A 25,393-nucleotide genomic window follows, 5' to 3' on the forward strand; every position below is an offset into this window, starting at 1 on the left:
GGGCCGGGCGGCCGCCGGTGTCAGGCCGAGGTGACGGTGAACAGGCCGCCGTCAGGGTCGCGGATGACGGCCTGGCTGCCCTCGCCGTCCGCGGTCGGGGTGACCGGGGTGACGGTGCCGCCGGCGGCCACCGCGGTGGCCGTCACCTTCTCGATCTCACGGACCGGGAAGTGGACGTGCCAGCGGGGTCGCACCCGCGGGTCCGGGGCGGCCTCGACAGCGCCGCCGCGCAGGGTGGCGACGGTGTGCGTGCCGTCGCTGACGCTCACCTGGTCGTGTTCGTAGGTCACATCGCAGCCGCCCGGCTCCCCGGAGGCCCAGCCGAAGACCTCGGCGTAGAAGATGGCGGCGGCGAAGGCGTCCCGGGTGCGCAGTTCGAGGCAGGAGGGCGCGTTGCCCTGGCCTACCGACCAGGCCAGCGTCTGCCCCTCCCAGAAGCCGAAGATGGCGCCGTCGGGGTCGGCGGCGAGGGCGGCGCGTCCGGGGCCGAGCTTCAGCGGGCCGACGGCGACGGTGGCCCCGCGCTCACGGATGCTCGCGGCGGTCTCGTCGGCGTTCTCCACCGCGAAATAAGAGGTCCAGGCCACCGCGACCTGGAAGCTCTGGGCGAGGGCGCCGATACTGGCGACCGGCTGGCCGTCGGCCAGCGCGAGGCAGAACTCCTCGCCGAGGCCGGCCGCGCGGAACCGCCAGCCCAGTACCGCGGAGTAGAACTCCTGCGCGGCGTCCAGATCGTGGGCCATCAGGCTGACCCAGCAGGGCGCGCCGCGTACCGCGGGGACCGGGCCGTGGGCCGACATGGCATCTGCCTCCTGTTGCTCAGCGCCCCTTCCCACCATGCCAGCGACGGGGCGGGGCCGCACCAAGGGCGCGTCGCCCGTGCGGCAGCGCAGTTGTGCCGGTCCTGATCCGGCTCGATGCTGTAGATACTGAACCGGGCTGGGTTGATGCCATGAACGCATGGAACGCGGCGGGGAACGCCGACTTCCGTGGTCCCCTCGACGTCACCAGGGCGGCCACAGTGGTGCTGGACGCCCAGGACCTGGTCATCGGCTGGAGCCCGGCGGCCCAGCGGCTCCTCGGCTATCTGCCGGAGGAGATCGTCGGCAAGCCCCTGGAGACGCTGGTCCCGCCCGCCGTCCGGGGGACCGGGCCGGCACCGGACGACGCGCCGAGCGGCGGCCGGGAGCTGACCATGCGGCACCGCAACGGCCGGCTGGTGCGGATGGCCGCCGTCCTCTGCCCGCTCGCCAAGGTGTCCGGGGACGCCGGCGACCGGCCGGCCCGGGTCCTGGTGGCGGCCGAACGAGAGGCCCACCGGATGTGGGAGTCCCGCCAGGCGATGCTGCACGGGCTGGCCACCCAGTCCCCGGTGGGCCTGGGCATCTATGACACCGAGCTACGGCTGACCTGGGCGAACAGCGCCTACTGCCGCGAGATCGGGCTGCCGATGCGGGAGTTCCTCGGGGCCCGCGCCGATGAGCTGTACCCGGACGGCGAATTCCTCACCGAGGGGTATCCGCGCAGCCTCGACGCGGTGATGCACCATGTCATCGACACCGGCGAGCCGATCCTCGATCTGCACTTCGTCGGCCAGCAGCCCTCCGACCCCGGTCCCGACCACGTCTGGTCCTGCTCCTACTACCGGCTCCAGGACGCCCACGGGCAGGTGCTCGGGGTGTGTGAGGACGCCTTCGACATCACCGGCCGCTACCAGGCGCAGCGCCGGCTGAACCTCCTGGTGGAGGCGGGCGCCCGGATCGGCACCACCCTCGACATGGCCGCCACCGCCCGGGAGATCACCGAGGTGGCGGTGCCGGAGTTCGCGACCGCGGTCACCGTCGACCTGATGCAGTCCGTACGGAACGGCGACGAGCCGGAACCGGCCGGCGGGACGCTGCCCGCCCTCGTCCGGGTCGCCGCCCGCTCCGCCCACGACGGGCCGGACGGCCCGCCGCACGGCCCGCACCGCGTCGCGTACCCGCCCGGCTCGCTCCAGTACCGCAGCATGTCCTCGGGCGGGATGGTGCGCGACGAGAACACCGTCGTCGTGCCCCTGCGGGCCGGCGGCACCCCCATGGGGCTGGTCACCTTCCGCCGCGGCGCCCCGATGACACCGTTCGACAGGGAGGAGATCGAACTCGCCGACGAGCTGGTCACCCGGACCGCGGTGTGCCTGGACAACGCCCGCCGCTTCACCCGGGAGCACACCGCCGCGCTGACCCTGCAGCGCAGTCTGCTGCCCCGGCATCTGTCGTCGCCGTCCGCCGTCGATCTGGCCTACCGCTACCTGCCCAGCGACGACCGGGCCGGGGTCGGCGGCGACTGGTTCGATGTCATCGGTCTCTCGGGCACCCGGGTCGGTCTGGTCGTCGGGGACGTGGTGGGCCACGGCCTCCAGGCGGCGGCGACCATGGGGCGGCTGCGGACGACGGTACGGGCGCTGGCCCGGCTGGACCTGGCGCCCGACGAGCTGCTGGGCCGGCTGGACGATCTGGTGGAGCAGACCGCCGAGGAGCAGACCGCCACGGTCGGCACGGACCCCGGCACGGACGACGAGGCCACCGGTGTGACCTGCCTGTACGCGGTCTACGACCCGGTGTCGCGGCGCTGCACCATGGCGCGGGCCGGGCATCTGCCGCCGGCCGTCGTCGACCCGGAGGGCGGTGTGTCCTTCCCGGATCTTCCGGCGGGCCCGCCCCTGGGCCTGGGGGGTCTGCCGTTCGAGTCCCTGGAGATGGAGCTGCCGGTCGGCAGTCTGCTGGCCCTGTTCACGAACGGGCTGGTGGCGGGCCGGGACCGGGACGTGGACGCGGGGATGGAGATCCTCGGCCGGGTGCTGGGCGAGCACCGCCGTCCGCTGGCCGAGCTGTGTGACCGGGCGCTGGCCGAGCTGCTGCCGGACGGTCCGGCCGCCGATGACTCGGCGCTGCTGCTGGTGCGCACCCGTGAGCTGGACGCCCGGCAGGTGGCGGCCTGGGAGCTGCCCGCCGAGCCGGCCGCGGTGGGCAAGGCCCGTGAGCTGGCCACCGGGCAATTGCGGGAGTGGGGTCTGGAGGAGCTGACCTACACCACCGAACTCGTGGTCAGCGAGCTGGTCACCAACGGCATCCGGCATGCCGCCGGGCCGCTGCATCTGCGGCTGCTGCGCGACCGCACCCTGCTGACCGAGGTGTCGGACGCCGCCCACACCTCGCCCCACCTGCGGCACAGCGCCAGTGACGACGAGGGCGGCCGGGGTCTGTTCATCGTCGCGCAGCTGGTGCAGCGCTGGGGTACGCGCTACACGCCGTACGGCAAGACGATCTGGACCGAGCTGGCGTTCCCGCCGCACTATTCCGGGGCTCCGCGGCCGGCCCGCTGACCGGCCGGCGGGTGCGGTGACCAGGGCGCCAGCGCCGCGGCGGCCGGGCCGGGACCGGCGTACACCGTGCGGGTGTTCGGAGCCGGTCCCATGATGGAACCAAGCGAGGTCCCGGCGACTCGGCGGGCGCGGACAGAGGAGGACCCTGTGACGAGCAATGGCAGGGAGCAGGCGGCCGAGCGGCGGCCGACTCAGCTGTACACCGGTAGCGAGCGGCCCTACGACCCGGAGGACCTGGTGAAGGCGTCCGGGCGCGAACCCACCCCCGCGAGCCTGGAATGGGCCAGGCGTCTGATCGCTGAGGAGGGACCCGGCGCCATCGAACGGTATCTGCCCTGAGCACCACCACCGGCTGAGCGGCGGGCGGAGCGCGCGGCGGGAGCCCCGTGCCGCGCGGCGGTGTCCCTCGGCGCCGGGCGACGGGTGGCGGGTGATTCTGCCCGCCACTCCGAGGGCTGCCGTCGCGCGCCATAACGGAGTTTCCGGCACCCGGAGTTGGGCGTCGCTGCGGTGCGGTCGTGCGCGAGGAGCCGGTGCCGCGGGCGGGAATGCGTGGTGCCGGGCGGGCGCCGCGCTCCGGGCCGGTCCGGCCGCCCACCGCGCCCCGGACAAACCCCTTGCGGCCGCCCGCGGCGCTCGGGAAGATCACCTCGACCGCCGCCTTACCGGACCGCTCCGGAGTGCCCGGGGAGATCTCCTCCCCCACAGGCCTTCCGCGGACCTTGCGCCCGAGGGCGGCTCCCACCGCCCCGCACGGCGCCGCTCGGCGCCCCTACCCCGCACCGGGCGGACCCTGCCCCGGGACCCGCCGCGGAAAGGAATACCCGTGACCACCGAACGCGTCTCCCCGCCCCTCACGGCCGGCGAGCGGGAGACCCTGCGCTCCTATCTGGACTTCCACCGGGCCACGCTCGCCATGAAGACCGAGGGCCTCTCCGACGAGGACCTCAGGCGCCGGCCGAGCCCGCCCTCCACGCTCTCGCTGCTCGGCCTGGTGCGGCACATGGCCGAGGTGGAACGCACCTGGTTCCGCCGGGTGATCAACGCCGAGGACATCCCGCTCGTCTGGTCGGCCGAGGGCGACTTCCAGGTGGCGTACGACGCGAGCACGGCCACCCGCGCCGAGGCGTTCGACGCCTGGCAGACGGAGGTGGCGCACGCCCGCCGTATCGAGCGGGAGGCCGCCTCGCTCGACGTCACCGGCTACCAGCCGCGCTGGGGCGAGCATGTCTCGCTGCGGCTGGTGATGCTGCACCTGATCCATGAGTACGCCCGCCACAACGGCCACGCGGACTTCCTCCGCGAGGCCATCGACGGCACGGTCGGCGCCTGAGCGCACGGACGGCTCCCACCCGGCCGGTGCGGGGTGGGAGCCGTCGACGGCGGCGCCGGGTGCGGCAGGCCGCCGTCCGTCAGCCGAGTTCCAGGCTGGTGACGCCGAAGGTGCGCTCCTGCTCCGCCGCCGGCACCGGGCCGGTGTACATCCGCACGGTGTGCGACCGCGGGCTCAGCCCGCGGGAGGTGACCAGGGTGTGGGCGGCCTGCCGGGGGCCGGGGACGTCCATGAAGAGTTCCTCGTCCGGCCCGGCGGCCGCCGCGAGGCCGTCGAACAGCGCCTCGGCGGCCTCGGTGGTGTCGGCGAAGAGCGGGCCGATACGGTGACCGGTGCGGGCCGGGCGGAGCACGCCATAGCCGGCGACCGCGCCGTCGCGCAGATACGCCAGCGCGGTGTGGCCGGGAGCCGCCAGCCAGCGGCCGACGAACGCCCGGCGATCGGCGGGGAAGCAGCGCCGGTCGTAGTCGGCGACGGCATCGAGATGCGCAGGGGTGACGGGGACGACCTCCGGCGCGGGGGTGCCGGAGCCGACCGGGCGTCCGCCGTAGCGGACGGTCTCGTGGGCGGGGGCGAACCCGGCGCGCCGGTAGGTCTCCTGCTGGGCGGGGACCGCGTCGAGCCCCACGGTGCGGACACCGGCGTGCGGGAAGGCGGCGCGCCAGGTGGCCAGGCCCAGGCCCTGCCCGCGGTGGTCGGGGTGGACGAGGTAGTAGCCCAGGAACGCGTAGGCGTCCGAGTAGTTGACGACCGAGACCGCGGAGACGGTCCGCCCGCCGCGGCGTCCGATGAAGAAGCCGGCGGGGTCGGTGGGGTGGAAGCAGGCGGTGTCGCCGCGCCCGGGGTTCCACTCCTCGTCGGCGGCCCACTGGGCGACCTCGTGCCAGTCGTCCAACGAGGCGGTGCTGACGACGAGTTCGCCGGTGACGGGCTGCTGATCCGGAGCGTTGCCGAGGGAGGGCATAGCGGGTATTCGTCCCTTCTGGTGGGGTCAGGAGGTGCGTGAACGGGAAGCGGGCGGGCCGGTGGTGACGGGGCGTGGGCGGGGGCCCGCCGGAGCGAGTGCTCCGGCGGGACCGTCCGTCGCCGTCCGTCCGGCAGGTTCTAGATCAGGTCCATGGCGGCGACCTCGTCGGGGCGGCCGTAGCTGACCGGTCCCTGGAAGCGCTGCCGGGCGGTGGCGAACCACCACACGGTGGCGATGACCAGCACCACGGCCAGCGCGATCGGCGCGTAGTTGAACGAGGCGGGCGTGATCGGGGACGCCTGCGGCAGCATGAACAGCACATTGCTGATCAGAATCCAGGTCACCGCGATCGCCGCGACGGGCTTGCCGTAGCGCCCGAGGTTCCACGGACCCGCCTGGAAGTCGGTGAGCCGCAGCCGCAGGAAGATGGGCACGGCGTAGGCGAGGAACAGCCCGACGACATTGACGCTCACGACCGCGGTGAAGGCGGTGTGCGACCACCAGCCGGGCAGGACCAGCACCAGAGGGCAGGCCGCGGCGAGCCAGACGGCCTTGACGGGGGTACGGGTGCGCGCGGACACCGAATGCCACCACCGGGAGCCGGGCATCGCGCCGTCGCGGGAGAAGGCGAAGATCTGCCGGGTATTGCTGGTCATGTTGGCGAGCCCGCAGAACAGCATGGCGCCGATAACGATCAACAGCAGGAAGCTGGCGGTGTTTTGACCGAGCGCGTCGACGAGAATCTGCACCGGCGGCGCCTCGGCACTCGCCGCATGCCCGTAGTCACGGATCGCATACACCAGCGCGAGCATGAGGATCAGTCCGGTGATCGCGGAGCAGCTGATCGCCCGCATGATGCCCCGGGGCGCGTTGACCGTCGCCTTCACCGTTTCTTCGGACATGTGGAAACTGCCGTCGAAGCCGGTGAAGGTCCAGCTGGTGACGAGCAGACCCAGCATTCCGCCGTAAATCGCTTGTGTGAAGCCGGTGTTGTTGGCGAAGTGCAGGGCGAAGGAGGGCGGCTGATGGTGGTCGGGTATCACGGTCAGCGCACCGACGATCACCACCATGCCGATCAGCAGCCACCACACGGAAATCCGGTTCACCACCGCGACCAGGCGCACGGTATACGTGTTGGCCAGCGCCTGGAGGAGAAGGATGGCCGCGGTGATGCCGACCGTCTGCTGCGGCGTCGCCTCGTAGGACGGCCACTGCATGGCGAGGAACGCCTGGATGAAGGTGGCGGCGGCGAAGTTGGTGGCGGCGGTGCCGCCGACCTGGCCGACGAAGTTCAGCCAGCCCGTGTACCAGGACCAGGCGCCCTGGTGGCGCTTGGCCAGCTTGCCGGCCGAGAAGTAGAGCGCGCCGCTGGTCGGGTAGGCGGAGGCGATCTCGCCCATGGCGGCGCCGACGAACAGCACCATCACCGACACCCCGATCCAGCCGAAGATCAGGATGCGTGGCCCGCCGGCGTTCATCCCGAAGCCGAAGGAGGAGAAGATGCCGGAAATGATGTTGATGATGGTGAAGGAGATCGCGAAGTTGTCGAACGCGCGGAATCTGCGGGTGAGTTTCCGCGGATAGCCCATGGCGTGGAGAGTGGCATCGTCGTCAAGGGTGACGGGATCTGCCACGTGGGGGTTTTGCGAGCGAGTTGGTGACGTACGCTCGGACACAACCGAAACCTTTCTGGGGGGAACCGGGGTGAATGGATCGGGCCGTTTTGTTCGCATGGATGGTGCAGAATGGATTGCCTTTTACGGCAAGAAATTCACGCCGTCACCGGACGGCCGGCACTTCAGCCGCTGTGCGGAACGGGGAGCCCGCAAGAACGCCTGGCTTTCGTCAACTGCTCCTCGGGATCGCCGAACGCACTCCAGGGCATACGCGAGGCATAGGGCCCCATCGCGGTGAAGACCTCGCGCGCCTCGAATTCACGTTTCGCCATGAACAGCGCGTGCGCCAGATACGCCAGGTCCAGCACCGGCGTGAAGCGGTAACCGGCCACCTGCGGGAACCAGTTGTGGTGGATGCCCAGCGCGGTGCTGATCCACTGGGGCTGCTCCCAGGTGTGGTCCGCGAGCAGCGCGGACGGGTTGTAGTCCTCGACCAGGGCCACCAGCGGCAGCAGCCGCAGCGGTGAGCCGGCGGGGGCCCGCTGGCTCAGGAACGCGGCCACGTCCCAGCTCGCGCTCGACGAACCGCCGTAGCGGGTGAAGAAGAACGACAGGAAGCGGTGGTGTGCCTCGCGGTGCCAGGGGTCGAGCCGGAGGATGTGCGCGAGGAGGTACCACGGGCCGGCCGGTGCGGTCAGCAGCCCCTGCGGCGCGGGGTCCTGGGGGCGGTCGAGGCGCGTCAGCGCCAACTGGGCCACCCACGGGGTGGGATCGTCGGGAAGCAGCTTCGCGGCCCGCTCGCAGGCCGACTGCGCTATCCGCGCCAGGGCGCCCTGGCGCCGGTCACCGGCGTCGGCCATGCGCAGGGCCCGGAGCATCGCCACCCGGGCCCAGAGCAGCGCCGCCTCCGGGCCCGGCTCCTCGGCCAGCCAGCGCTCGGCGAGGTCCGAATCGGCCGCCACGGAGGCCAGCACCAGCGACCGGTGGGCCCGTACCTCGAAATCCCCCCGGGCCTCGCGCAGCACCTCGTGCGCGCTCAAGTACCGCCCGGCCCTGACGTCCATACACGCGCGCGCCAGCGCCCGGTCATCGGCCGCTGGACTCCATACGTACTGCCCCTCGAAAGAGCCGGCCGCCATGGTCCCCTCCCGGTCACGAAGGCGTCTTCCCCCACACGGCATTCCAGCTGCGCCGAATTCAGCTGGACCCCTGCCACCGGTCAAGTGACAGCGGCCACACCCTACTCATCATCAACTCATTGCGAAAACAAGCCGCCTGGAATATCTGGTTCCGCACCTTTTAGTCTCGATGAGATTGAAAAGGAAACAACTTCTCGGGCGGCCCTCCAGAAGCCCTCCACTTTGCCGCCTCGTTCGTCACGGGCCGGTTATTTGGCATATTCACATGCTTGCAAGGCCTCCACAAGTGGACATCATTGCCGATTACTCCTCCGTATCCCCGGTTTCCCTGACTGGACCTCGACGCGGGACCGGACGGAGCCCGTGACGCCACGAAACCCCTGACGGCGAGCCCCACCCAGGCCGGAGCCACCCACAACACCGCAGCACCCTCCATCGGTTCACCGGCACCTTCCGGCCACACCGGCCGAGACCGGTACCCCACCGGGCGGCGGGCGGACCGGACCGGGCAGGCGCGCCCGGCCACCCGGCGGCGCGGACGCCGAAGCATCAACGTTCAAGGAATTCCGGGTGCACTTGTTGAACGCGACAGCGGCCTCCGGGGCCCAACCCGCCGCACCGGCAGCCGGGTTGGTGCCGCGCACCACAAATTCGGCTCAAGAGCAACCGAATTAGCGGATGCTACTTTCCGGAAGCGCGCGATCACATGTAGCGTTCATCCGGACCGGAGGCCGTGACTTCACACCACGTCATGGCTGGGTACGGGCATGGGCGCGAGCGTTCCTGCGGCTCGAAGGGAGCGATCACCCCCGCTGGGCGGACCTGCACCACAAGTGCCTGGCCGCCACCGGCCGCACCACCGGGCTGCGCCACGACCGCCGCAGAGCACTTCCGCACCTGTGCACGTCGAGCACCGCCATGTCTGTCCGTACACGCCTGCTTTGCAAGAGGAATGGGCCCAGATCATGTTTATGAACTCCTCGACGACCCCGCTTGCGCCGCGACCGGACGCCGACTCGGGCCGGCCGCACACGGCAGGGACCGGCGAAGGGCCACCCCTGGCGGTCGACCGGCTCCCCGACGGCACCTGGCAACTGACCCTGCACGACCTGGAGCCCGTGTCGGTGCACCGGCTGCCGTCGGACGAGGTCCACATCATCCTGGCGCCGCCGCGCGAGGAACCGGCCGGTGCGCCGACGGCGGGCCCGGCCCGGCCGGAGCAGATCCGGATCGACACCGCGGCCCGTACCGTCTTCGTCAGGGGCCGCCAACTCGACCTGCCCCGGCTGGAGTTCGATCTGCTGGCGCACCTCGTGCTGCACCCCCGCCGCGCCTTCACCCGGGAGCAGCTGATGGCCGCCGTCTGGCCCAGCTGCCAGTCCAGCAACCGCACGGTCGATGTCCATGTCGCCCGGCTGCGCCGCCGCCTGGGGCCCGGTCTGCGCGACTCCATCAGCACGGTCTTCGGCATCGGATACAAGTACCTGCCCGCCTCGTAGACCGGTCCCGCCCCGGTTGACGCTCAGCAGCGGGCCGGTGACCGCCGTGCGCGGACCACCGGCCCGCTGCTGAGCGGTCCGGGCGCGGACCACGGGCGGAGCCCCCTCTCAGCTCCTGCCGCCCGGGAAGCCGAGGTGCGCGGGGGTCGCCGCGGCTTCCTTGCGGACGAAGGCCCGGCGCAGCGCGTGATAGGGCTGGTCCGGGTCGAAGAGGATGCGGTGCATCTGCGCCAGTTCGAGCTCGCGGTAGACGGCGAGCGGGCGGTGCGCCTCGTCGCGTTCCCGGTCGGCCTTCTTCGTGGCGATCCGGGCCTGTGTCGCGGGCGCCGCGGCCAGCCGGACGGCGAGCCGGGCGGTCCGCTCGGCGAAGTCCTGCGCGGGGCAGTCGATGACCCGGTCCACCAGGCCGAGCCGCGCGCCGGCCGCGGCGCTGACCGGCACGGCGCGCGCGGTGAGTTCCGCGGCCACTTCGGGGCCGGTCCGGCGCGGCAGGGTGTAGGTCCAGTACTCGGAACCGTAGAGCCCCATCAGCCGGTAGTGGGGGTTGAGCACCACGGCCTCGCGGCACCACACCTCGTCGGCGGCCAGGGCCAGCATCGCCCCGCCGGCCGCGGCGTTGCCGCCGAGCGCGGCGACCACGAGCCGGTCGGTGGTGGTCAGGACGGCGTGCACCAGATCGTCCATGGCCTGCAGATTGGCCCAGGACTCCGCGGCGGGGTCGGCGGCGGCCTCGATGACGTGCAGATGGATGCCGTTGGAGAAGAAGTCCCGGCGGCCGCCGAGGACCAGCACGGAGGTCGGCCGGGTGCAGGCGTGCCGGTAGGCGGTGAGCAGCCGGCGGCAGTGGTCGGTGCTCATCGCGCCGCCGGGGAAGGAGAACTCCAGGAAGCCGGCCGGCCCGTCCTCGCGGTAGCGGATGTCGGTCCAGGTCCGGGGTCCGTCGCCGGGGTCGGGCGGGGCCGGGATGTCGGAGAGCGGCGGGAGGCGGTCGCCCAGCGCCAGGGTGGCGGGCAGTTTGAGGGTGCCGGGCCCGCCCGGTGTGCGGGGCGGCCGCAGTTCCGGAATCCACACCGCGCCGTCGGCGGTCGCCCGGCAGATCGCGCCGGCCCGGGTGGCGAGCAGTTCGCCGGGCCGGCCGGTCAGGGTGTCCTCCGGGTGGCCGCCGTGCAAATGCCAGCTCTCGCCGAGCAGTTCGTCGCGCACACCGGGCTGGGAGTCGGCGGCGCGCAGCTTGCGTACGACGGTGTCGGTGGAGTCGGCGTGCCAGTCGATGCGGCGCAGGTCCTGGCGGAACGGCGGGCGGGGGCGGCCGGGTTGCGCGACATCGGGCAGGTCGGCCTGCCGCTGCGGGCGGTACGTGCCGGACGCGACACGGGCGACGGCCGTCCGGACCGCCTCCAGCGCGGCATCGGCGATCTCGTTGCGGTACAGGTCGCTTTTGCCCACCTCCGGGACGGGGCAGTCCGCCGACGCCCAGATGTCGCCGCCGTCCATCTCGTCGTTGGCCTGCAGGACCGTGACACCCCACCGGCCGGCACCCAGGTGCACCGCCCAGTCCACCGAGGACGGGCCCCGGTCGCCGACGGGCCCGGGGTGCACGATGAGACAGACACGGGTGGACCACACCTCCCGGGGGACGGCCGTCCTGAGCATCGGCGCCACGATCAGGTCCGGGTCGTGGCGGTCGACGACCTCGGGGAGCGGGGTGTCCCGTGTCACCAGCTCCACGCCCACCTGGTGTCCGTGGTCGCCGAGGTCGGCGTACACGCGCTGCGTCAGGCTGTTGAACGCGCCGGCGATGAGCAGAATGCGCACAGCGGACTCCCCTGGAGCTGGACCGTCGGGTGGCTGGCTGGATCGTCCCGCACCGGCGGCCACCGGGCTCCGGACCCGCGCGACGGGTCACCCGATCGACGGCCGCCGTGCGGCGCAACGCGGAGCCGGGGGCAGGGGCGGGGGCGGGGCGGGACCGGGGTGAAGGTACCCAATGCCTGACTGCGCGTCATGTAGTTCCCGGCAGTGATCATCGCGACGGAATCCCGCCAAAGTTGGCGCACCGGCCACCCAACCGCAGCCTGGGACATTGCCTTTAATTGACATCTACTTGGTCATACTTTTACCTTCAGTGTCATGGCATCGGCGCAGGTCAGCGCCGTGTGCCCAGTCCTTCTTCCGTTCTCTCTCTCGGAGGTTTCCATGGAGCAGCTCATCAAGAAGATGGCCCAGGACAGCGTGTGGCAGAACTGGCTCGCCGCCAACTCCGCACAGCAGGCGGCGAAGAACGGCTGCATCAGCGCCGCCCCGAAGGCCGGCTGCATCAGCGCCGCGCCCAAGGCCGGCTGCATCTCCTGACCCTCGTGGCCAGCGGCCCGGGAGCGGGGCCGGCGGGGTGCGTCACCCCGCCGCCCGCTCCCGGGCACCACGCCCCGTATCCCCCGTGTGGCACCGCATTCCAGACGACGAGGATTCCATGGATGGTCAGCCGACCGCCGAGGTCATCGAGCAGATACGCGACATACCCCTCTATCGTGAGTCGCTGGCGAAGGGGTACTTCCCCGTACTCGACAAGCCGGAGATCGCGCGCGGCTTTCCCGACAACTGGATGACGCCCCGGCTGGCGGCGGCGCTGGAGTCCGGAGAGGCCGAGTTCGTCCTCTCCACCGGCACCAACCACGCCCGGATGCAGATCATCCGGCCTCCGTACTTCCTGCTGCGCTCCTATTACCAGCTCTGGAGCGAACACCCCGACATCGCCGGCACCTGGGAAGCCGGCTGCCGGCGGGTGTCGCTGACCACGGTGCTGGCGACGGAACACGTGGCGCGGGTCAACGCCGCCCGGCGCGGGACCGCACCGGCCCCGGTGCCCACCCTCGACGACCGGTGGCTCGACGAACGGACCTGCTACCTCAACCTGCGGCTGGACCCGGCACTGTGGGAGCGCGCCGACCTGGAACGGATGCTGGCGGAGATCCGGACCGCCCGGCAGTCCCACCCGCGCGGCTGGTACCACCTCGACTGCTCCGGCTACCACCTGGCGCATCTGGTGCAGAAGGCCCGTGAGTGGGGGCTGTGGGACGACTTCCCGGCGCCCGCCAGCATCATCCACGCCTACGAGTACACCCCGGAGAACGTCCGGCGCTTTCTGCGCCGGCACTTCGACTGCCCCGTCATCGACCTGTTCGGCAGCACCGAGCTGGGCTACCTCTACTACAGCGACCGCCACGGCACCTACCGTCCGTACCTCGACAAGATGAGCGTCGAGCTCCAGCCGGTCGCCGAGGGCAGCACGATCCACCAGCTCATCGTGTCGAGCGTGCGCAATCCCTACATGCCGTTGATCCGCTACCGCTCGGGCGACTGCGTACGGACCCGGGACGGTTCGCCCGACCCGGAGCAGGTCGTCCAATTCTGCGGCCGGGAAAAGGAGTTGCTCAGCACTCCGCACGGGCCGGTCTCCCAGGGCGACCTCGACCGGTGCGTCAGCGAGACCTCCCCGGACGTCTTCCTGTACCAGCTGCGGCTGACCGGCGAGGGCACGGCACAGCTCGGGTACACGACGTTCCAGGGCGCGCCTCTCGAACCCGCGCGGACCGCGGCGCTGGAAGCGGGCGTCAGTGACCTGACCGGGCGGCGCTGCCGGCTCGAACACCGTACGCACATCCCCATCGGGAAGTCGGGAAAGTACGCCTGGCTCTCGACCGGCAGCTGACCCGCCGGACGTCCGCGTCCCCGGACGTCCGCGCCACTCGGACAGGAGAAGCATGACCAGCCAGCCGCGGATATCCGCCGACGACCTCAAGGAACTGCTCGGTGCGGCGCTGCACGCCGAAGTCGTGAAGCACTTCGACGACAAGGGCACCGCACCGCGGGAGTTCGTGGAGCGCCAGGTCACCGAGTGTCTGCGCTACCTCTATCTCGTCTCCCGGCACCACGACCGGCTCAGCGGTCTCTTCCTGCCGGTCGAGCAGGACATCGACGAGATCTGGCACTACCTCATCCTGCAGACCCGCGAATACCGTGCACTGTGCGAGGAACGGCTCCCGGGCCGCTTCTTCATCGAGCACCGCAGCATCGCCTATGAGGACTACCAGCAGGAGCCGGGGCGCGAGCAGGCGCTCGAAGAGGCGCTGCGCTGGATTCCGCTGTACTGCCAGGAGTTCGGCCCGTACGACGAGGAGGCGCTGCCGCACTGGACGATCGTGCGCTTCCTGCATGAGCAGATGGGGCTCTCGCTCGCGGACATCGCGGCGCTGGAGCCGATGCCGGCGACGACCTAGCGATCCGCCTCCGCAGAACCGAAAGGAATCATGAAGGACGCCAACGACGTAACGGCCGGCGACGAGGTGCCCGAGCAGCGGCGGATTCTGGCCGTCCTGGTGTTCTCCCAGATCCTCAGTGGCGCGGGCCTCGCCGCCGGCATCACCGTGGGCGCGCTGCTCGCCGAGGACATGCTCGGCTCGACCGGTCTCGCCGGTGTGCCCAGTGCGCTGTTCACCGCCGGGGCCGCGCTGGGCGCGCTCGGCATCGGGCAGATCTGCCGGCGCCACGGCCGCCGCCCCGGGCTGGCGCTCGGGTACGCCGTCGGGGCGCTCGGCAGCCTCGGGGTGGTCCTGGCGGCCGCCGTCGGCAGCACGGTGCTGCTGTTCCTGGGCCTGCTGGTCTACGGGGCGGGCACCTCGACGAACCTGATGGCGCGTTATGCGGGGGCGGATCTGGCCTCGCCCGAGCGGAGCGGCCGGGCCGTGAGCACGGTGCTGTTCGCCACCACGCTCGGCGCGGTGGTCGGCCCCAACCTGGTCACCGTGACGGGAGAGGTGGCGCACTCCTGGGGCATCCCCCGGCTCGCCGGGCCGTTCCTGCTGGCCGTCGCCGCGTTCGGGGCGGCGGCGGTGGCCCTGGCCGCGCTGCTGCGGCCCGACCCGCTGCGACTGGCGGAGAAGCTGGCGGCGGAACGGCCCGCCGACCCGCACTCCGCCGAGGACGCCGGCGAGCAGCCGGACGCCCGGTCGCAGCGGCGCGGGGTGGTCATCGGCACCACCGTCATGATCCTCACTCAGCTCGTGATGATCGCCATCATGACCATGACGCCGGTCCACATGCAGGCGCACGGCCATGGCACCCAGGCGGCCGGACTGGTCATCGCCCTGCACGTCGGAGCGATGTTCCTGCCCTCCCCGCTCACCGGACTGCTGGTCGACCGCCTCGGCCGGCGGTGGGTCGCCGCCGCCTCCGGGCTGACGCTGTCGGCCGCCGGAGTGCTGGCCGCGCTGGCCCCGCCGCACTCCGTTCCCGCGCTCGCCACGGCGCTCGTCCTGCTCGGCCTCGGCTGGAACTTCGGGCTGATCGCCGGCACCGCCCTCGTCACCGACGCGCTGCCGCCCGCCCGGCGTGCCTCCGCGCAGGGAATGGTGGACGTCGGAATCGCCCTCGCGGGCGCGGCCGGGGGTATGTCCTCGGGCGTGGTCGTCGTCATGGGCGGCTATTCGGCGCTGACACTGGCCGGCGCGGTGCTCTCGCTCGCGGTCGTGCCCGTGGTCGCGTGGGCGGCCCGCCGTCCCGAGCACACCGACCTTGCCCCTGCGACTCCCCACGCGGAGCCGGAACCAAAATGAACACCCGTTCGTCACACGGATGTGCCCGAATCGCAATGGGGGACATCTTGAAACTTGGCGTCATTTCTCGTTCTCACGCCGGAAACCTGGATGCTGCACTGTGAGGGCAGGGTGGAACCGTGTGAACGAGCCACGGGGGGCAACGATGCGGAAGGACGCCTGCATACCGGGCACGCCGGTGCGGCGCGGGCTGCGCCTGCCCCTGCTCGCCCTCACGGTGATTCTGACGTTCCTCCTGGGCAGCGCGGCGGCCGCTGACACCGGACGCGCGGCGTTCGCCGGTCCGTCCGCCGCGAAGTCCGCGAGCGCCCAGCCGGCCGCCAAGCCCAGCTACGACAGCGGCGAGGAGAAGGCCAAGCGCGCGGCCGAGCGCGGCCAGCCCCGGCGTACGGTGCGGACCTCCGTCGGCATCCCGCACCACACCGGGCGTCCGCTCCCGCCGTTCAACGGTGGCGGCTCCCCGTTCCACGCCTTCCCGGCGACGGCCGGCCCCGCGGCCGGCAGCTCCACCAAGGCCGCGTCGAGACCCCTCGAACTCCCCCTCCTCCACTGCGTCTTCCGCTGCTGAGGGCGGCCGTGGTGGCCTGCCCCACCAGCCGCACCTCATTCATTCGCGCCACCACCCCCACAGTGGCACCCCTCATCAGCAGGAGACCTCCTCGTGGAGACCTTCATCCAGCACGCCCGGGGCCTGATGGCCCGTATCGCCGAGGGCCGTGACGAGCAAGAGACCTACGGCCGCCTCGCGGCCGGCCAGTCGCCCCTCGCCCTGTTCATCACCTGCTCCGACTCCCGGGTCATTCCGTCCCTGATCACCGGAGCGCAGCCCGGTGAACTCTTCGAGCTGCGGACCGCCGGCAACGCCGTGCCCGTCTACCAGGACGACATGGCGGCCTGCGCGGAGGCCGCGACCATCGAGTACGCGATGCGCGTGCTGCAGGTGGCCGACATCGTGGTCTGCGGCCACTCGCACTGCGGCGCGGTCGGCGCCAAGGCCCGCGGCGAGGACCTGAACGGCGCTCCGGCCGTACGGGACTGGCTGGCGCAGGCGCTCTCCGACGAGCTGCCCAAGGACGAGGAGCCGACGGTCGCCGCGGCGGTGCAGCAGCATGTCCGCCAGCAGGTCGACCGGCTGCGCGACTACCCCTGTGTCCAGGAGCGGCTGGACGCGGGAGAAGTGAATCTGCACGGCTGGTTCTACGAGGTGCACACCGGCATGGTGGCCGCACATCATCCGGCCACCGACCTGTTCCTCCCCCTCTGAAGGCGGGGCGAGTTCTCATGAAGCGCTTCCCTTCCTTCCGGGCGGACTTCACCGCCTCGCTCGTCGTCTTTCTCGTGGCCGTCCCGCTGTGTGTCGGGGTGGCGGTCGCCTCCGGTGTCCCGGCCGAACTCGGCCTGGTCACCGGTGTGGTCGGCGGACTGCTCACCGGTCTGCTCCCCGGCAGCAGCCTCCAGGTCAGCGGCCCCGCCGCCGGCCTGACGGTGCTGGTCTTCGAGGCCGTCAAGGAGTACGGCCTGGGCACCCTCGGCGCGCTGGTACTGGCCGCCGGACTGCTCCAACTTGTCATGGGCGCCCTCAAGTTGGGCCGCTGGTTCCGGGCGATCTCGGTGGCCGTCGTCCAGGGCATGCTGGCCGGTATCGGCCTGGTCCTGATCGCCGGGCAGCTCTACGCCCTCACGGACGCCAAGGCGCCGGGGAGCGGACTCGCCAACATCGGCGGGTTCCCCGACCTGGTGGTCTCCACCGTGGGGTCGCCGAAGGCGCTGGCCGCGCTCGCCATCGGCGTCGGCACCATCGCCGTCCTGGTGCTGTGGCCGCGCTGGCGGCGCGCCGCCCGGGTCCTGCCCGCGCCGCTGGCCGCGGTGGCGCTCGCCACCCTCTCGGTGTGGGCGCTGGACATGCCCGTCGCACGGGTCGAGGTCAGCGGGCTGCTGGACGCGATTCAGCCCCCCGGCCTCGATGACCTCGGCCGGCTCGGCAGCTTCGGTGTGCTCGGTACGGTCCTCGCCTTCGCGCTGATCGCCTCCGCCGAGTCCCTGTTCAGCGCCGCCGCGGTCGACCGGCTGCACGACGGGCCGAAGACCGACTACGACAAGGAGCTGATGGCCCAGGGTGCGGGCAACGCCGTCTGCGGTGTCCTGGGTGCGCTGCCGATGACCGCCGTCATCGTCCGCAGCTCCGCCAATGTGTTCGCCGGGGCGCAGACGAAGGCCTCGCGGGTGCTGCACGGCGTCTGGCTGCTGGTGTTCGCCGCGGCGTTCCCGGCCGCGCTGGGTGTGGTGCCGGTGGCCGCACTGGCCGGTGTCCTGGTGCACGCGGGCTGCAAGCTCATCCCGGTGCGGGCACTGGGGCCGCTGTGGCGCGAACACCGCGGCGAGGCCGTCGTCCTCATGGTCACCGCGGTGGCAATCGTGACGGTCAACATGTTCGAGGGTGTGCTGATCGGTCTGCTGCTGGCCGTCGCGAAGACGGCCTGGGAGACCTCGCATGTGCACCTCGACGTGCAGGTCCCGGAGGACGTGTCGGAGCCGGTGCAGGTGCGGGCGGTCGGCAACGCCACGTTCCTGCGGCTGCCGAAGATCCTCGACAAGCTCGACGCACTGCCCGCCGACCGGGACGTGGAACTCGACCTGAGCGGGCTGCGCCACCTCGACCACGCCTGTGGCTCGGCGCTGAACAACTGGGCCGAGCAGCACCGCCGGAGCGCCCGCGAGGTGGAGCTGGTGTCCTGACGACGGGCCTGTTCACCCGCCCGTTCGGTGGGTGAACAGGAGCCGCCGCTCTCTGGCGCCGGCCACCGGTCCGGCTGTTCCCGTACCCGCCCATGAGGCGGGCCGGGGCAGCCGCCGGTGGCCGGCGCCGTGTGCTTCCCGGGCCGGCCGGACACGACGGCGGAACCCGGAAGATTGCGTGCGCCGCGGTTGTTGAGCGAAGGTCAGGGCATTGCCGGGCAGCCCCTCCGCGGGCCGCGGGCGAGGTCACGTTGTCTACGGAGATGGGACGGACCGCATGCCTCTTCAGGGTGAGTACGAGCCGAACCCGGCACAGTGGGTGCGCGATCAGGTCGAGCTGTACGAGTCCTCCGGCGGGACAGACGGCACCACGATGCGCGGGATGCCGGTCGTCATCCTCACTACCCGGGGCGCCAGGAGCGGCAAGATCCGCAAGAGCCCGCTGATGCGGGTGGAGCACGACGGGGTGTATGCGGTGGTGGCGTCCATGGGCGGCGCTCCCCGGCACCCGGTCTGGTACCACAACGTCGTGGCCGACCCACGGGTGGAGCTCCAGGACGGGCCGCGGCAGCGGGACATGACCGCCCGTGAGGTCACCGGGGCGGAGAAGGCCCTGTGGTGGGGGCGTGCCGTCGAGGCGTTCCCCGATTACGACGAGTACCAGAAGAAGACGGAGCGTCAGATCCCGGTGTTCGTCCTGGAGCCGGCGGCCACGGAGCACTGATCCGGCCGGCCGGTGCTCAGAGCGCCACGAGGGAGACCTCGGTGGCCTTGACGCTGGTCCATACGGACACCCCGTCGGCCAGGCCGAGTTCCAGTGCCGCCGAGGGGGTGATTTCGGCCACCAGATCGGGCGCCTCGGGCGAGGTGATGAGGACCCGCAGCCGGCTGCCCGCCGAGGTGATCTCGCGGACGGTGCCCGGCCAGACGTTACGGGGGCTGCCCGTGGGCCGGTCGAGGTGGACGGACACGGCCTCGGGGGCGATGATCGCCAGCGCCGGGGCGCCCTCGGGGAGCGGGTCGGCGGTCACCAGCCGGCCGCCGCCGGTGAGCGCGAGGGCCTCGCCGGTGGCGGTGCCCGGCCAGGCGTTCCGGCCGAGCATCCGGGCGACCCAGGGCGAGCGCGGGTGCCGGGTGACCTCGGCGGGCGGGGCGTCCTGGAGGGCGAGCCCGCCGTCGAGGACGAGGACCCGGTCGGCGAGCGAGACCGCCTCGACGGGGTCGTGGGTGACGAGCAGACAGACCCCGCCGTAGTCCGCGAGATGGCCGCGCAGGGTGTGCCGTACCTGCGCGCGCGTGGTCTGGTCGAGTGCGGCGAGCGGCTCGTCGAGCAGCAGCAGACGGGGCCGGGCGGCCAACGCCCGTGCCAGGGCGACGCGTTGGGCCTGTCCGCCGGAGAGCTGGGCGGGCTTGCGGTGCGCGAGGTGGCCCACGCCAAGCCGGTCGAGCCACTGCTGTGCCGTACGGCGGGCCTCGGCGCGCGGGGCGCCGTGCGCGCGCAGCCCGTATGCGGTGTTGTTCAGGGCGGTGAGGTGCGGGAAGAGCGCGCCGTCCTGGGGGACCCAGGCGACGCCGCGGCGGTGCGGGGGCAGCGCGGTGACGTCGGTGTCGCCGAGGCGGAGCACGGCGCGGGCGCGCGGGGTGAGGCCGAGCAGGGCGCGCAGCAGGGTGGTCTTGCCGGCGCCGTTGGGTCCGACGACGGCGATGGTGGTGCCCGGATCGGCGTCGAGCGTCAGCTGGTTGAATCCGGTGACCTCGGCGTGCAGCGGCCAGTGCTCCCGGTGCGCCGCGGACGGCGGGGCAGGCTCCTCGGTGCCCGCGGCGGGCGGGTCCGGGGTGGCGGTGTCGTCGGTGGCGCGTGCGGTGCGGGCCGCCCGGTCGGCGGTGGCGCCGGTCCAGCGGCCGCGCAGACAGATCAGCACGGCCATGGCGATGACGAGGAGCAGCAGCGAGACCGAGGTGGCGGCCTCCGGGGAGTCCTGGAGCAGCAGATAGACCTGGAGCGGCAGGGTCTGGGTGGTGCCGGGCAGATTCCCGGCGAAGGTGATCGTGGCGCCGAATTCGCCGAGCGCACGGGCCCAGGTCAGCGCGGCGCCGGCGGCGAGGCCGGGGGCGGCCATGGGGAGGGTGACGGTGCGGAAGACCCGTACGGGGGAGGCGCCGAGGGAGGCCGCGGTCTCCTCGTAGCGGGGGCGGAGTCCGGCGAGCGTGCCCTCCAGGCTGATCACGAGGAACGGCATCGCGACGAAGGTTGCCGCGACCACCGCACCGGAGGTGTGGAACGGCAGCACGACGCCGAAGGTCTCCTCCAGCCAGGGGCCGAGCAGTCCCCGCCGGCCGAAGCCGAGCAGCAGCGCGACACCGCCGACGGTCGGCGGCAGCACCATCGGCAGCAGCACCAGCGAGCGGACCAGCGCCTTGCCGCGGAAGTCGACCCGCGCCAGCAGCCAGGCCAGGGGTACGCCCAGCAGCAGCGCGAGCCCCAGCGCCGAGAAGGACACCAGCAGCGAGAGCCGGAGCGCTTCGAGGACACCCGGGCTGGTCAAGTGGGTACCGAGATCACCCCAGTTGGTGCGGGCGAGGATGCCGAGGAGCGGCAGCAGCAGAAAGGCGACGGCGACCAGCGCGGGCAGAGCCAGCACCACGGGAGTGCGGGCGCCGGGCGTACGGAACCTGCCTGCCGGGAGCGGCGCGAGGGTGCGGAGGTCTTTCATCGGGTTCCTCGGCTCGGGGCGGGGCCGGGCGGTGCGCGCGGGGCCGTCCGCTCCGCCGAGCCGGACGGTCCCCGTGCGCGCCGTACCGGATTACGGCTTCTGGAAGCCTGCCCGCTGCAGGAGCTGCTGCGCCGCGGGCTCGCTCAGCCACTTCACGAACGCGGCGGCGGCAGCGGAGTGCTGGGACATCTTCAGAGTCGCGGCCGGGTAGGAGGCGACGGCGTTCTGCGCGTCGGGGATGTCGACGGCGTCGACCTTCTTCGGTGCGGTGGCGGCGTCCGTCTTGTAGACGAGACCGGCGTCGGCCTCGCCGAGTTCGACCTTGCTGAGCACCGCACGCACATTGGGCTCCTGGGAGACCGGCTGCACGGTCAGCTTCTGCGCGTCGAGGACCTGCTTGCTGTAGCGCCCGACCGGCACCTGGGAGGCGGCGAGGACGACCTTCAGCTTGCTGTCGGTGAGGTCCCTGAGGTTGTCGATCTTCTTGGGGTTGCCCTCACCGGTGACGATGACCAGGCGGTTCTTGGCGATGACGGTGGACTTGCCGACATCCGGCCCGATGCCGTCCATGGTCTTGGTGTCGGCGGTGACCACGGCGTCGGCCGGGGCACCCTCCCGTACCTGGGCGGCCAGCTCCTGGGACCCGGCGAAGGAGAAGTGCACCTTGGTGCCGGGGTGTTCCCGCTCGTACACCGCACCGGCCTTCTTGAAGACGTCGGTCAGCGAGGACGCGGCGAGCACGGTGAGGTCCGCCTTGGGGACGGCGCCGCCGGACTTCTCGGCGCCGTTGTCCTTCTCGTCGTTGCCGCCGCAGGCGGCGAGCGGGACGAGCAGGGCGACGGTGACGAGCGCGGCGGCGGTACGGCGCGCGGTGACGAGCTGGGACATGAGGCGGGACTCCTTGGAACCCGGGACGACGGGTGTCGTCCGAGTGGATGGGAAAAGCCGCGCCGTGGACGGGCGACGCCGCTGAGGGAAGGCAGCCGGCCGGTGGGGGACGGTCGTTGCGGATCGGCTGGTGGTGCTGCCGCGAAGGGTCAGGTGCGGTCGATGTGCACGCTGGTGGACTTCACGCGGGCGGTGGCCTGCATGCCGACCTCCAGGCCCAGTTCCTCCACCGCCTCCCGGGTGAGCAGGGAGACCAGGCGGTGCGGACCGGCCTGGATCTCGACCTGGGCGGCGACATCGCCGAGCGTGACGGCGGTGACGATGCCCGGGAAGGCATTGCGCGCGGAGGTGTACGAGGCGTCGTCCTCACCCGTGCCGTTCTGCGCCACCTCGATGGAGAAGGCGGCCAGATCACGGCCGTCGATGAGGCGGCGGCCGCCGTCGTCGCGATGGGTCGCGACCTTGCCGGCGTCCGCCCAGCGGCGCGCGGTGTCGGGGCTGACCCCCAGCAGCCGCGCCGCCTGGCCGATCGTATAGGACTGCATGTGCCACAAGATAGGCAACATTGGCTCGCATCTGCAATTGACAGAACGAGGTTCTATAGCAAATGCCAGGCGGCCTGGAGGAAGGCACGAAGTCCGGGCGCCCGCCCCCGAGCCGCTGGTGACGGAGTCACCCGCCCTGCGCCACCCTGCCCCGCGTTTCCCGCTCCACTCCGCCCCGCGCGCACGGAACTCCCGCGGCCACCCGCAAGGCTTCCCGGACGACCACGCGAACCCTGGCTAGAGTGCGGACCACAGCGGGATATATACGATATGCCCGCCCCGCCGTCCCCTTCGCGTTCCCCCTCCCCCGGTGAGGCACGTCCATGAACCTGAGCATCCGTAACCGGATTCCCGGCACCGTCACCTCCGTCACCCCCGGCGAGGTCATGGCGACCGTCAAGGTCCGGCTGGCCGGCGGCCAGGAGGTCACCGCCGCGATCACCCGGGAGGCAGTACGGGAACTGGGTATCGAGGCGGGCTCCGCGGTGCACACGCTGGTCAAGTCCACCGAGGTGGCGCTCGCCACCGGCGTGGTCGAGGGACTCAGCATCCGTAACCGGCTCCCCGGCACGGTCACCGAGGTGGCCACCGGCGGCGCGATGGCGGGCGTCAAGGTGGCTGTCACGGGCGGTGAGCTGACCGCGGCGATCACCCGGGAGGCGGTCGAGGACCTGGGCCTGGCGGCCGGCTCCGAGGTCACCGCACTGATCAAGTCCACCGAGATCGCCCTCGCCGCCTCCTGAGGCCACGCCCTCCCGCCCCTGGAGCGACCCAGGACCGGCGCATCGCCGAAGTCCGCGTCCAGCTCCGCCCAGGACAGCACCGCGTGATGCCCGTCCGCGCCCGAGACGGTCGGCAGGGAGCGGGCGCGGTCCTTGCGCCGCCGGACGTCGAAGGCGGGGCCCGCCGCATCGATGACCTCGCGCAGCAGCGGCCCCTCGAAGGCCGCGGCGCGGGATCTGGTCGATCAGCCAAGAGGACTATGGTCCGGATCATCTGGCATTTACCATGTGGGCACTCGCACTAGCCTGGTGAATGTGAGATGCCGGGGCCGTGTCCGGCAGCCGCCCAAGGAGCCAGCACATGCACGTCCACGAACTCCTCCCGCCCGACGGGCTCCGGACCGGTCACGACGGACCGCCGGAGCGCGTCGGCGCGCCACGGCCGGACACCGACGGACGGCCGGAGGGCGAGCGGGCGGCCGACGCGTTGGTGGCGCTCGTCGCGTCCGGAGCGGCCGAGGGCGCGGCGCTCCAAGAAGCGCTGCGCGCCTGCGGGCTGCCCGCCTCCGGTCCGTACCGGGTGGTGGTCGCCACGGCGGTCGGCGAGGAACCGGGCCCGGCGGAGAGCGCGCCGGTGACGGCGCTGCGCCCCGCCACCGGCGAGCCGTCCGTGGCCGGGCGCCTCCCGGGTGGTGAGGCGGTCGCCCTGGTCCGTACGGGCCAGGACGCCGGGCGGCACCGGTCATCCGCCGAGCTGTGGCCCACGCTCTCCGCCCCCGGTCCGCAGCCACCGCTGCACGCCGGGATCAGCGCCCCTGTGCGCGGCCCGGAAGACCTCAACTCCGCGCTGGGACAGGCGCGTTACGCGCTGACGGCGGCCCGCGCCACGTCCCCCGACGGGGCCCGGGTGACCGCCGTCGAGGACCTCAGCACCCTGGGTGCGCTGCTCGCCGGGGTTCCCGCGGAGGTCCGTACGGCCTTCAGCGGCCGGGTGCTGGGGCCGCTGGCGCACGGCGGCGGCTCGCACCGGATGCTCGTGGAGACGCTGGAGGCCTTCCTCGCGCATCACGGGTCCTGGGCGCGGACGGCCGCGGCACTGAAGCTGCATGTGAACTCGGTGCACTACCGCATCCAGCGCATCGAGTCGCTCACCGGCCGCGATCTGTCCCGGCTCGAACACAAGCTGGACCTGCAGGCGGCGCTGCTCTGCCGCTGAGCGCCGCACCGCGGTACCGGGCCTGCCCGGCCGCCGGGCGGCGGCTCAGCGCCCGTCGTCCGGCAGGTCGATGTGCACATGGGTGGACTTCACCCGGGCGGTCGCGGTCATCCCGACCTCGATGCCCAGCTCCTCGACCGCCTCCCGGCTGACGACGGAGACCACCCGGTGCGGTCCGGACTGGATCTCGACCTGGGCGATCACCTCGTCGAGGGTCACCCGGGTGACGATCCCCGCGAACGCGTTCCGTACGGAGGTCAACACCTCCCCCGGCACCGGATGCAGGCCCGCGGCCCGCTCCTTGGCGAACGCCGCCAGGCTCACCCCGTCGAGCACACGGTTTCCCGCGCCGTCCCGCTCCATCCGCAGCTGACCGCCATCGGCCCAGCGGCGGACCGTCTCCGAACTCACACCCAGCAGCCCCGCTGCCTGACCAATGCTGTACGTCGGCACCCCCGCACTCTAGGGCAGCGTCCGACACGCTCCGGTACCGCCCGCCGCGCCGCACGGGTCCTCGCGAGGCGGCCGGGTCACCCGTCCGGAGGAAGCGACGCCGCACCACACCGGGAGGCCATCCGTGCCGCGCGGATGCATCCGAACAGCGCAGCCCGATCCGCCATCAGCGGGTCTTCCTCACCCTGGGCACCCTCACCCGGTACACCCGGCTGCCGCGTCCGAGGCATCGCCATCTCGTCGGTCATGCACGGGAGTTGAGAAGCGGCAAGCCCGCTGAACACCCATCACACCAACCCGAAAGATTACGATTTGCGCCTTTTCTCCTCTTGCGCCCGAATTATGCCGATGTGAATCTGGTATCCCATTCGTAGAAGGAGTTGATCGCATGGTTACGGATCGCACAGCGCCGGTCGAGACGGCTGCCCTGGCCGCCGAGGTCGAGGGACTGCTTGAGCCCGCCGAGGCCGACGGTGTTTTCCGCGATACGCGTGAGTGCGGAGGTGCGCTGCTGCTGGCCGCGCTGCTTCTGATCTCGCCCCCCACCCCCCGGCCCAAGACTGACGTCCGCTGAGGCTGAAGGGGAAAG

The 25,393-nt window shown here is 72.1% G+C and carries 24 protein-coding genes and 1 pseudogene; 15 read left to right on the forward strand and 10 right to left on the reverse strand.

Going from position 1 to position 25,393, the window contains the following annotated elements; genetic code table 11:
• Positions 1-20: 20 nt before the first annotated feature.
• On the reverse strand, positions 21-800 hold the full coding sequence (locus tag ACGFN2_RS07665) for a VOC family protein (protein ID WP_362611446.1): 780 nt from the start codon (positions 798-800) through the stop codon (positions 21-23).
• 152 nt (positions 801-952) lie between these two features.
• On the opposite strand from ACGFN2_RS07665, the gene ACGFN2_RS07670 reads away from it, so the two are divergent.
• The 3 genes from ACGFN2_RS07670 (at position 953) to ACGFN2_RS07680 (ending at position 4,697) form a co-directional block, all read left to right on the forward strand.
• Positions 953-3,364, forward strand: coding sequence for a SpoIIE family protein phosphatase (locus ACGFN2_RS07670; RefSeq protein ID WP_393358319.1), 2,412 nt, complete (start codon positions 953-955; stop codon positions 3,362-3,364).
• Positions 3,365-3,511: 147 nt separating this feature from the next.
• Complete coding sequence (locus ACGFN2_RS07675; protein WP_018091729.1) at positions 3,512-3,703, forward strand: hypothetical protein; 192 nt, start codon at positions 3,512-3,514, stop codon at positions 3,701-3,703.
• Positions 3,704-4,190: 487 nt separating this feature from the next.
• On the forward strand, positions 4,191-4,697 hold the full coding sequence (locus ACGFN2_RS07680; protein WP_362611451.1) for a DinB family protein: 507 nt from the start codon (positions 4,191-4,193) through the stop codon (positions 4,695-4,697).
• A gap of 79 nt (positions 4,698-4,776) precedes the next feature.
• Here the strand turns inward: ACGFN2_RS07680 and ACGFN2_RS07685 are convergent, their stop codons facing one another.
• From ACGFN2_RS07685 to ACGFN2_RS07695, 3 genes are all read right to left on the reverse strand, one after another.
• Positions 4,777-5,661, reverse strand: coding sequence for a GNAT family N-acetyltransferase (locus ACGFN2_RS07685; RefSeq protein WP_362611453.1), 885 nt, complete (start codon positions 5,659-5,661; stop codon positions 4,777-4,779).
• Between the two features lie 140 nt (positions 5,662-5,801).
• Positions 5,802-7,253: an amino acid permease gene (locus ACGFN2_RS07690; protein ID WP_362611463.1), complete on the reverse strand. Its 1,452-nt coding sequence runs from the start codon at positions 7,251-7,253 to the stop codon at positions 5,802-5,804.
• Positions 7,254-7,462: 209 nt separating this feature from the next.
• Positions 7,463-8,419, reverse strand: coding sequence for a hypothetical protein (locus ACGFN2_RS07695; protein ID WP_393358322.1), 957 nt, complete (start codon positions 8,417-8,419; stop codon positions 7,463-7,465).
• 971 nt (positions 8,420-9,390) lie between these two features.
• Between ACGFN2_RS07695 and ACGFN2_RS07700 the strand changes: the two genes are divergently transcribed.
• The gene (locus ACGFN2_RS07700) at positions 9,391-9,918 is read left to right on the forward strand and encodes a winged helix-turn-helix domain-containing protein (protein WP_393358324.1); all 528 of its coding nucleotides are present in this window, start codon (positions 9,391-9,393) and stop codon (positions 9,916-9,918) included.
• A gap of 108 nt (positions 9,919-10,026) precedes the next feature.
• Here the strand turns inward: ACGFN2_RS07700 and ACGFN2_RS07705 are convergent, their stop codons facing one another.
• Positions 10,027-11,733 (reverse strand): hydrogenase maturation protein, encoded by a 1,707-nt coding sequence (locus tag ACGFN2_RS07705; RefSeq protein ID WP_393358326.1) that lies wholly within the window; start codon positions 11,731-11,733, stop codon positions 10,027-10,029.
• 381 nt (positions 11,734-12,114) lie between these two features.
• Here ACGFN2_RS07705 and ACGFN2_RS07710 point away from each other — a divergent pair, with 381 nt between their 5' ends.
• The 8 genes from ACGFN2_RS07710 to ACGFN2_RS07745 all read left to right on the forward strand — a co-directional run bounded on the left by ACGFN2_RS07710 (position 12,115) and on the right by ACGFN2_RS07745 (position 18,990).
• Positions 12,115-12,270, forward strand: a complete 156-nt coding sequence (locus ACGFN2_RS07710) for a hypothetical protein (RefSeq protein WP_362612527.1) — start codon at positions 12,115-12,117, stop codon at positions 12,268-12,270.
• Positions 12,271-12,388: 118 nt separating this feature from the next.
• On the forward strand, positions 12,389-13,627 hold the full coding sequence (locus ACGFN2_RS07715; RefSeq protein WP_393358328.1) for a hypothetical protein: 1,239 nt from the start codon (positions 12,389-12,391) through the stop codon (positions 13,625-13,627).
• A gap of 52 nt (positions 13,628-13,679) precedes the next feature.
• A complete protein-coding gene (locus ACGFN2_RS07720) occupies positions 13,680-14,195 on the forward strand; it encodes a hypothetical protein (protein ID WP_362612531.1) in 516 nt (171 codons plus the stop codon).
• Positions 14,196-14,225: 30 nt separating this feature from the next.
• Positions 14,226-15,530 carry an MFS transporter gene (locus ACGFN2_RS07725; protein ID WP_393358330.1) on the forward strand — a complete coding sequence of 435 codons (1,305 nt, stop codon included), beginning with the start codon at positions 14,226-14,228 and terminating at the stop codon, positions 15,528-15,530.
• A 121-nt stretch (positions 15,531-15,651) separates the two neighbouring features.
• Entirely contained in the window at positions 15,652-16,098 is a 447-nt protein-coding gene (locus ACGFN2_RS07730) for a hypothetical protein (RefSeq protein ID WP_362612534.1), read from the forward strand.
• A 93-nt stretch (positions 16,099-16,191) separates the two neighbouring features.
• On the forward strand, positions 16,192-16,794 hold the full coding sequence (locus tag ACGFN2_RS07735) for a carbonic anhydrase (protein WP_362612537.1): 603 nt from the start codon (positions 16,192-16,194) through the stop codon (positions 16,792-16,794).
• 17 nt (positions 16,795-16,811) lie between these two features.
• The gene (locus tag ACGFN2_RS07740) at positions 16,812-18,266 is read left to right on the forward strand and encodes a SulP family inorganic anion transporter (protein ID WP_362612539.1); all 1,455 of its coding nucleotides are present in this window, start codon (positions 16,812-16,814) and stop codon (positions 18,264-18,266) included.
• A 277-nt stretch (positions 18,267-18,543) separates the two neighbouring features.
• A complete protein-coding gene (locus ACGFN2_RS07745; protein WP_393358333.1) occupies positions 18,544-18,990 on the forward strand; it encodes a nitroreductase family deazaflavin-dependent oxidoreductase in 447 nt (148 codons plus the stop codon).
• A 16-nt stretch (positions 18,991-19,006) separates the two neighbouring features.
• Here ACGFN2_RS07745 and ACGFN2_RS07750 read toward each other — a convergent pair whose 3' ends face one another.
• The 3 genes from ACGFN2_RS07750 to ACGFN2_RS07760 all read right to left on the reverse strand — a co-directional run bounded on the left by ACGFN2_RS07750 (position 19,007) and on the right by ACGFN2_RS07760 (position 22,413).
• Complete coding sequence (locus ACGFN2_RS07750) at positions 19,007-20,980, reverse strand: ABC transporter permease (protein ID WP_393358335.1); 1,974 nt, start codon at positions 20,978-20,980, stop codon at positions 19,007-19,009.
• 90 nt (positions 20,981-21,070) lie between these two features.
• Complete coding sequence (gene modA / locus ACGFN2_RS07755; protein ID WP_393358337.1) at positions 21,071-21,868, reverse strand: molybdate ABC transporter substrate-binding protein; 798 nt, start codon at positions 21,866-21,868, stop codon at positions 21,071-21,073.
• Between the two features lie 149 nt (positions 21,869-22,017).
• On the reverse strand, positions 22,018-22,413 hold the full coding sequence (locus ACGFN2_RS07760; RefSeq protein ID WP_042152434.1) for a molybdopterin-binding protein: 396 nt from the start codon (positions 22,411-22,413) through the stop codon (positions 22,018-22,020).
• Positions 22,414-22,736: 323 nt separating this feature from the next.
• Between ACGFN2_RS07760 and ACGFN2_RS07765 the strand changes: the two genes are divergently transcribed.
• The gene (locus tag ACGFN2_RS07765) at positions 22,737-23,156 is read left to right on the forward strand and encodes a TOBE domain-containing protein (RefSeq protein ID WP_362612549.1); all 420 of its coding nucleotides are present in this window, start codon (positions 22,737-22,739) and stop codon (positions 23,154-23,156) included.
• 29 nt (positions 23,157-23,185) lie between these two features.
• Here ACGFN2_RS07765 and ACGFN2_RS07770 read toward each other — a convergent pair.
• A pseudogene (locus tag ACGFN2_RS07770) lies at positions 23,186-23,356 on the reverse strand (molybdopterin-dependent oxidoreductase); the annotation flags it as partial.
• 140 nt (positions 23,357-23,496) lie between these two features.
• On the opposite strand from ACGFN2_RS07770, the gene ACGFN2_RS07775 reads away from it, so the two are divergent.
• Positions 23,497-24,351, forward strand: a complete 855-nt coding sequence (locus ACGFN2_RS07775) for a helix-turn-helix domain-containing protein (protein ID WP_362612552.1) — start codon at positions 23,497-23,499, stop codon at positions 24,349-24,351.
• A gap of 45 nt (positions 24,352-24,396) precedes the next feature.
• Here ACGFN2_RS07775 and ACGFN2_RS07780 read toward each other — a convergent pair whose 3' ends face one another.
• Positions 24,397-24,804, reverse strand: a complete 408-nt coding sequence (locus ACGFN2_RS07780; protein WP_362612555.1) for a TOBE domain-containing protein — start codon at positions 24,802-24,804, stop codon at positions 24,397-24,399.
• Positions 24,805-25,192: 388 nt separating this feature from the next.
• Between ACGFN2_RS07780 and ACGFN2_RS07785 the strand changes: the two genes are divergently transcribed.
• Positions 25,193-25,378, forward strand: coding sequence for a hypothetical protein (locus tag ACGFN2_RS07785; RefSeq protein WP_018091704.1), 186 nt, complete (start codon positions 25,193-25,195; stop codon positions 25,376-25,378).
• Positions 25,379-25,393 lie beyond the last annotated feature (15 nt).

This window comes from Streptomyces sp. NPDC048612 (genome assembly GCF_043199295.1).
GTDB lineage: Bacteria > Actinomycetota > Actinomycetes > Streptomycetales > Streptomycetaceae > Streptomyces.

What these genes read in the sequence shown, in the direction of transcription:
- ACGFN2_RS07665 (WP_362611446.1), bottom strand. Translation starts at nt 800, where the DNA reads ATGTCGGCCCACGGCCCGGTCCCCGCGGTACGCGGCGCGCCCTGCTGG.
- ACGFN2_RS07670 (WP_393358319.1), top strand. Translation starts at nt 953, where the DNA reads ATGAACGCATGGAACGCGGCGGGGAACGCCGACTTCCGTGGTCCCCTC.
- ACGFN2_RS07685 (WP_362611453.1), bottom strand. Translation starts at nt 5,661, where the DNA reads ATGCCCTCCCTCGGCAACGCTCCGGATCAGCAGCCCGTCACCGGCGAA.
- ACGFN2_RS07690 (WP_362611463.1), bottom strand. Translation starts at nt 7,253, where the DNA reads ATGGGCTATCCGCGGAAACTCACCCGCAGATTCCGCGCGTTCGACAAC.
- ACGFN2_RS07695 (WP_393358322.1), bottom strand. Translation starts at nt 8,419, where the DNA reads ATGGCGGCCGGCTCTTTCGAGGGGCAGTACGTATGGAGTCCAGCGGCC.
- ACGFN2_RS07700 (WP_393358324.1), top strand. Translation starts at nt 9,391, where the DNA reads ATGAACTCCTCGACGACCCCGCTTGCGCCGCGACCGGACGCCGACTCG.
- ACGFN2_RS07710 (WP_362612527.1), top strand. Translation starts at nt 12,115, where the DNA reads ATGGAGCAGCTCATCAAGAAGATGGCCCAGGACAGCGTGTGGCAGAAC.
- ACGFN2_RS07715 (WP_393358328.1), top strand. Translation starts at nt 12,389, where the DNA reads ATGGATGGTCAGCCGACCGCCGAGGTCATCGAGCAGATACGCGACATA.
- ACGFN2_RS07720 (WP_362612531.1), top strand. Translation starts at nt 13,680, where the DNA reads ATGACCAGCCAGCCGCGGATATCCGCCGACGACCTCAAGGAACTGCTC.
- ACGFN2_RS07725 (WP_393358330.1), top strand. Translation starts at nt 14,226, where the DNA reads ATGAAGGACGCCAACGACGTAACGGCCGGCGACGAGGTGCCCGAGCAG.
- ACGFN2_RS07740 (WP_362612539.1), top strand. Translation starts at nt 16,812, where the DNA reads ATGAAGCGCTTCCCTTCCTTCCGGGCGGACTTCACCGCCTCGCTCGTC.
- ACGFN2_RS07745 (WP_393358333.1), top strand. Translation starts at nt 18,544, where the DNA reads ATGCCTCTTCAGGGTGAGTACGAGCCGAACCCGGCACAGTGGGTGCGC.
- ACGFN2_RS07750 (WP_393358335.1), bottom strand. Translation starts at nt 20,980, where the DNA reads ATGAAAGACCTCCGCACCCTCGCGCCGCTCCCGGCAGGCAGGTTCCGT.
- modA (WP_393358337.1), bottom strand. Translation starts at nt 21,868, where the DNA reads ATGTCCCAGCTCGTCACCGCGCGCCGTACCGCCGCCGCGCTCGTCACC.
- ACGFN2_RS07760 (WP_042152434.1), bottom strand. Translation starts at nt 22,413, where the DNA reads ATGCAGTCCTATACGATCGGCCAGGCGGCGCGGCTGCTGGGGGTCAGC.
- ACGFN2_RS07765 (WP_362612549.1), top strand. Translation starts at nt 22,737, where the DNA reads ATGAACCTGAGCATCCGTAACCGGATTCCCGGCACCGTCACCTCCGTC.
- ACGFN2_RS07775 (WP_362612552.1), top strand. Translation starts at nt 23,497, where the DNA reads ATGCACGTCCACGAACTCCTCCCGCCCGACGGGCTCCGGACCGGTCAC.
- ACGFN2_RS07785 (WP_018091704.1), top strand. Translation starts at nt 25,193, where the DNA reads ATGGTTACGGATCGCACAGCGCCGGTCGAGACGGCTGCCCTGGCCGCC.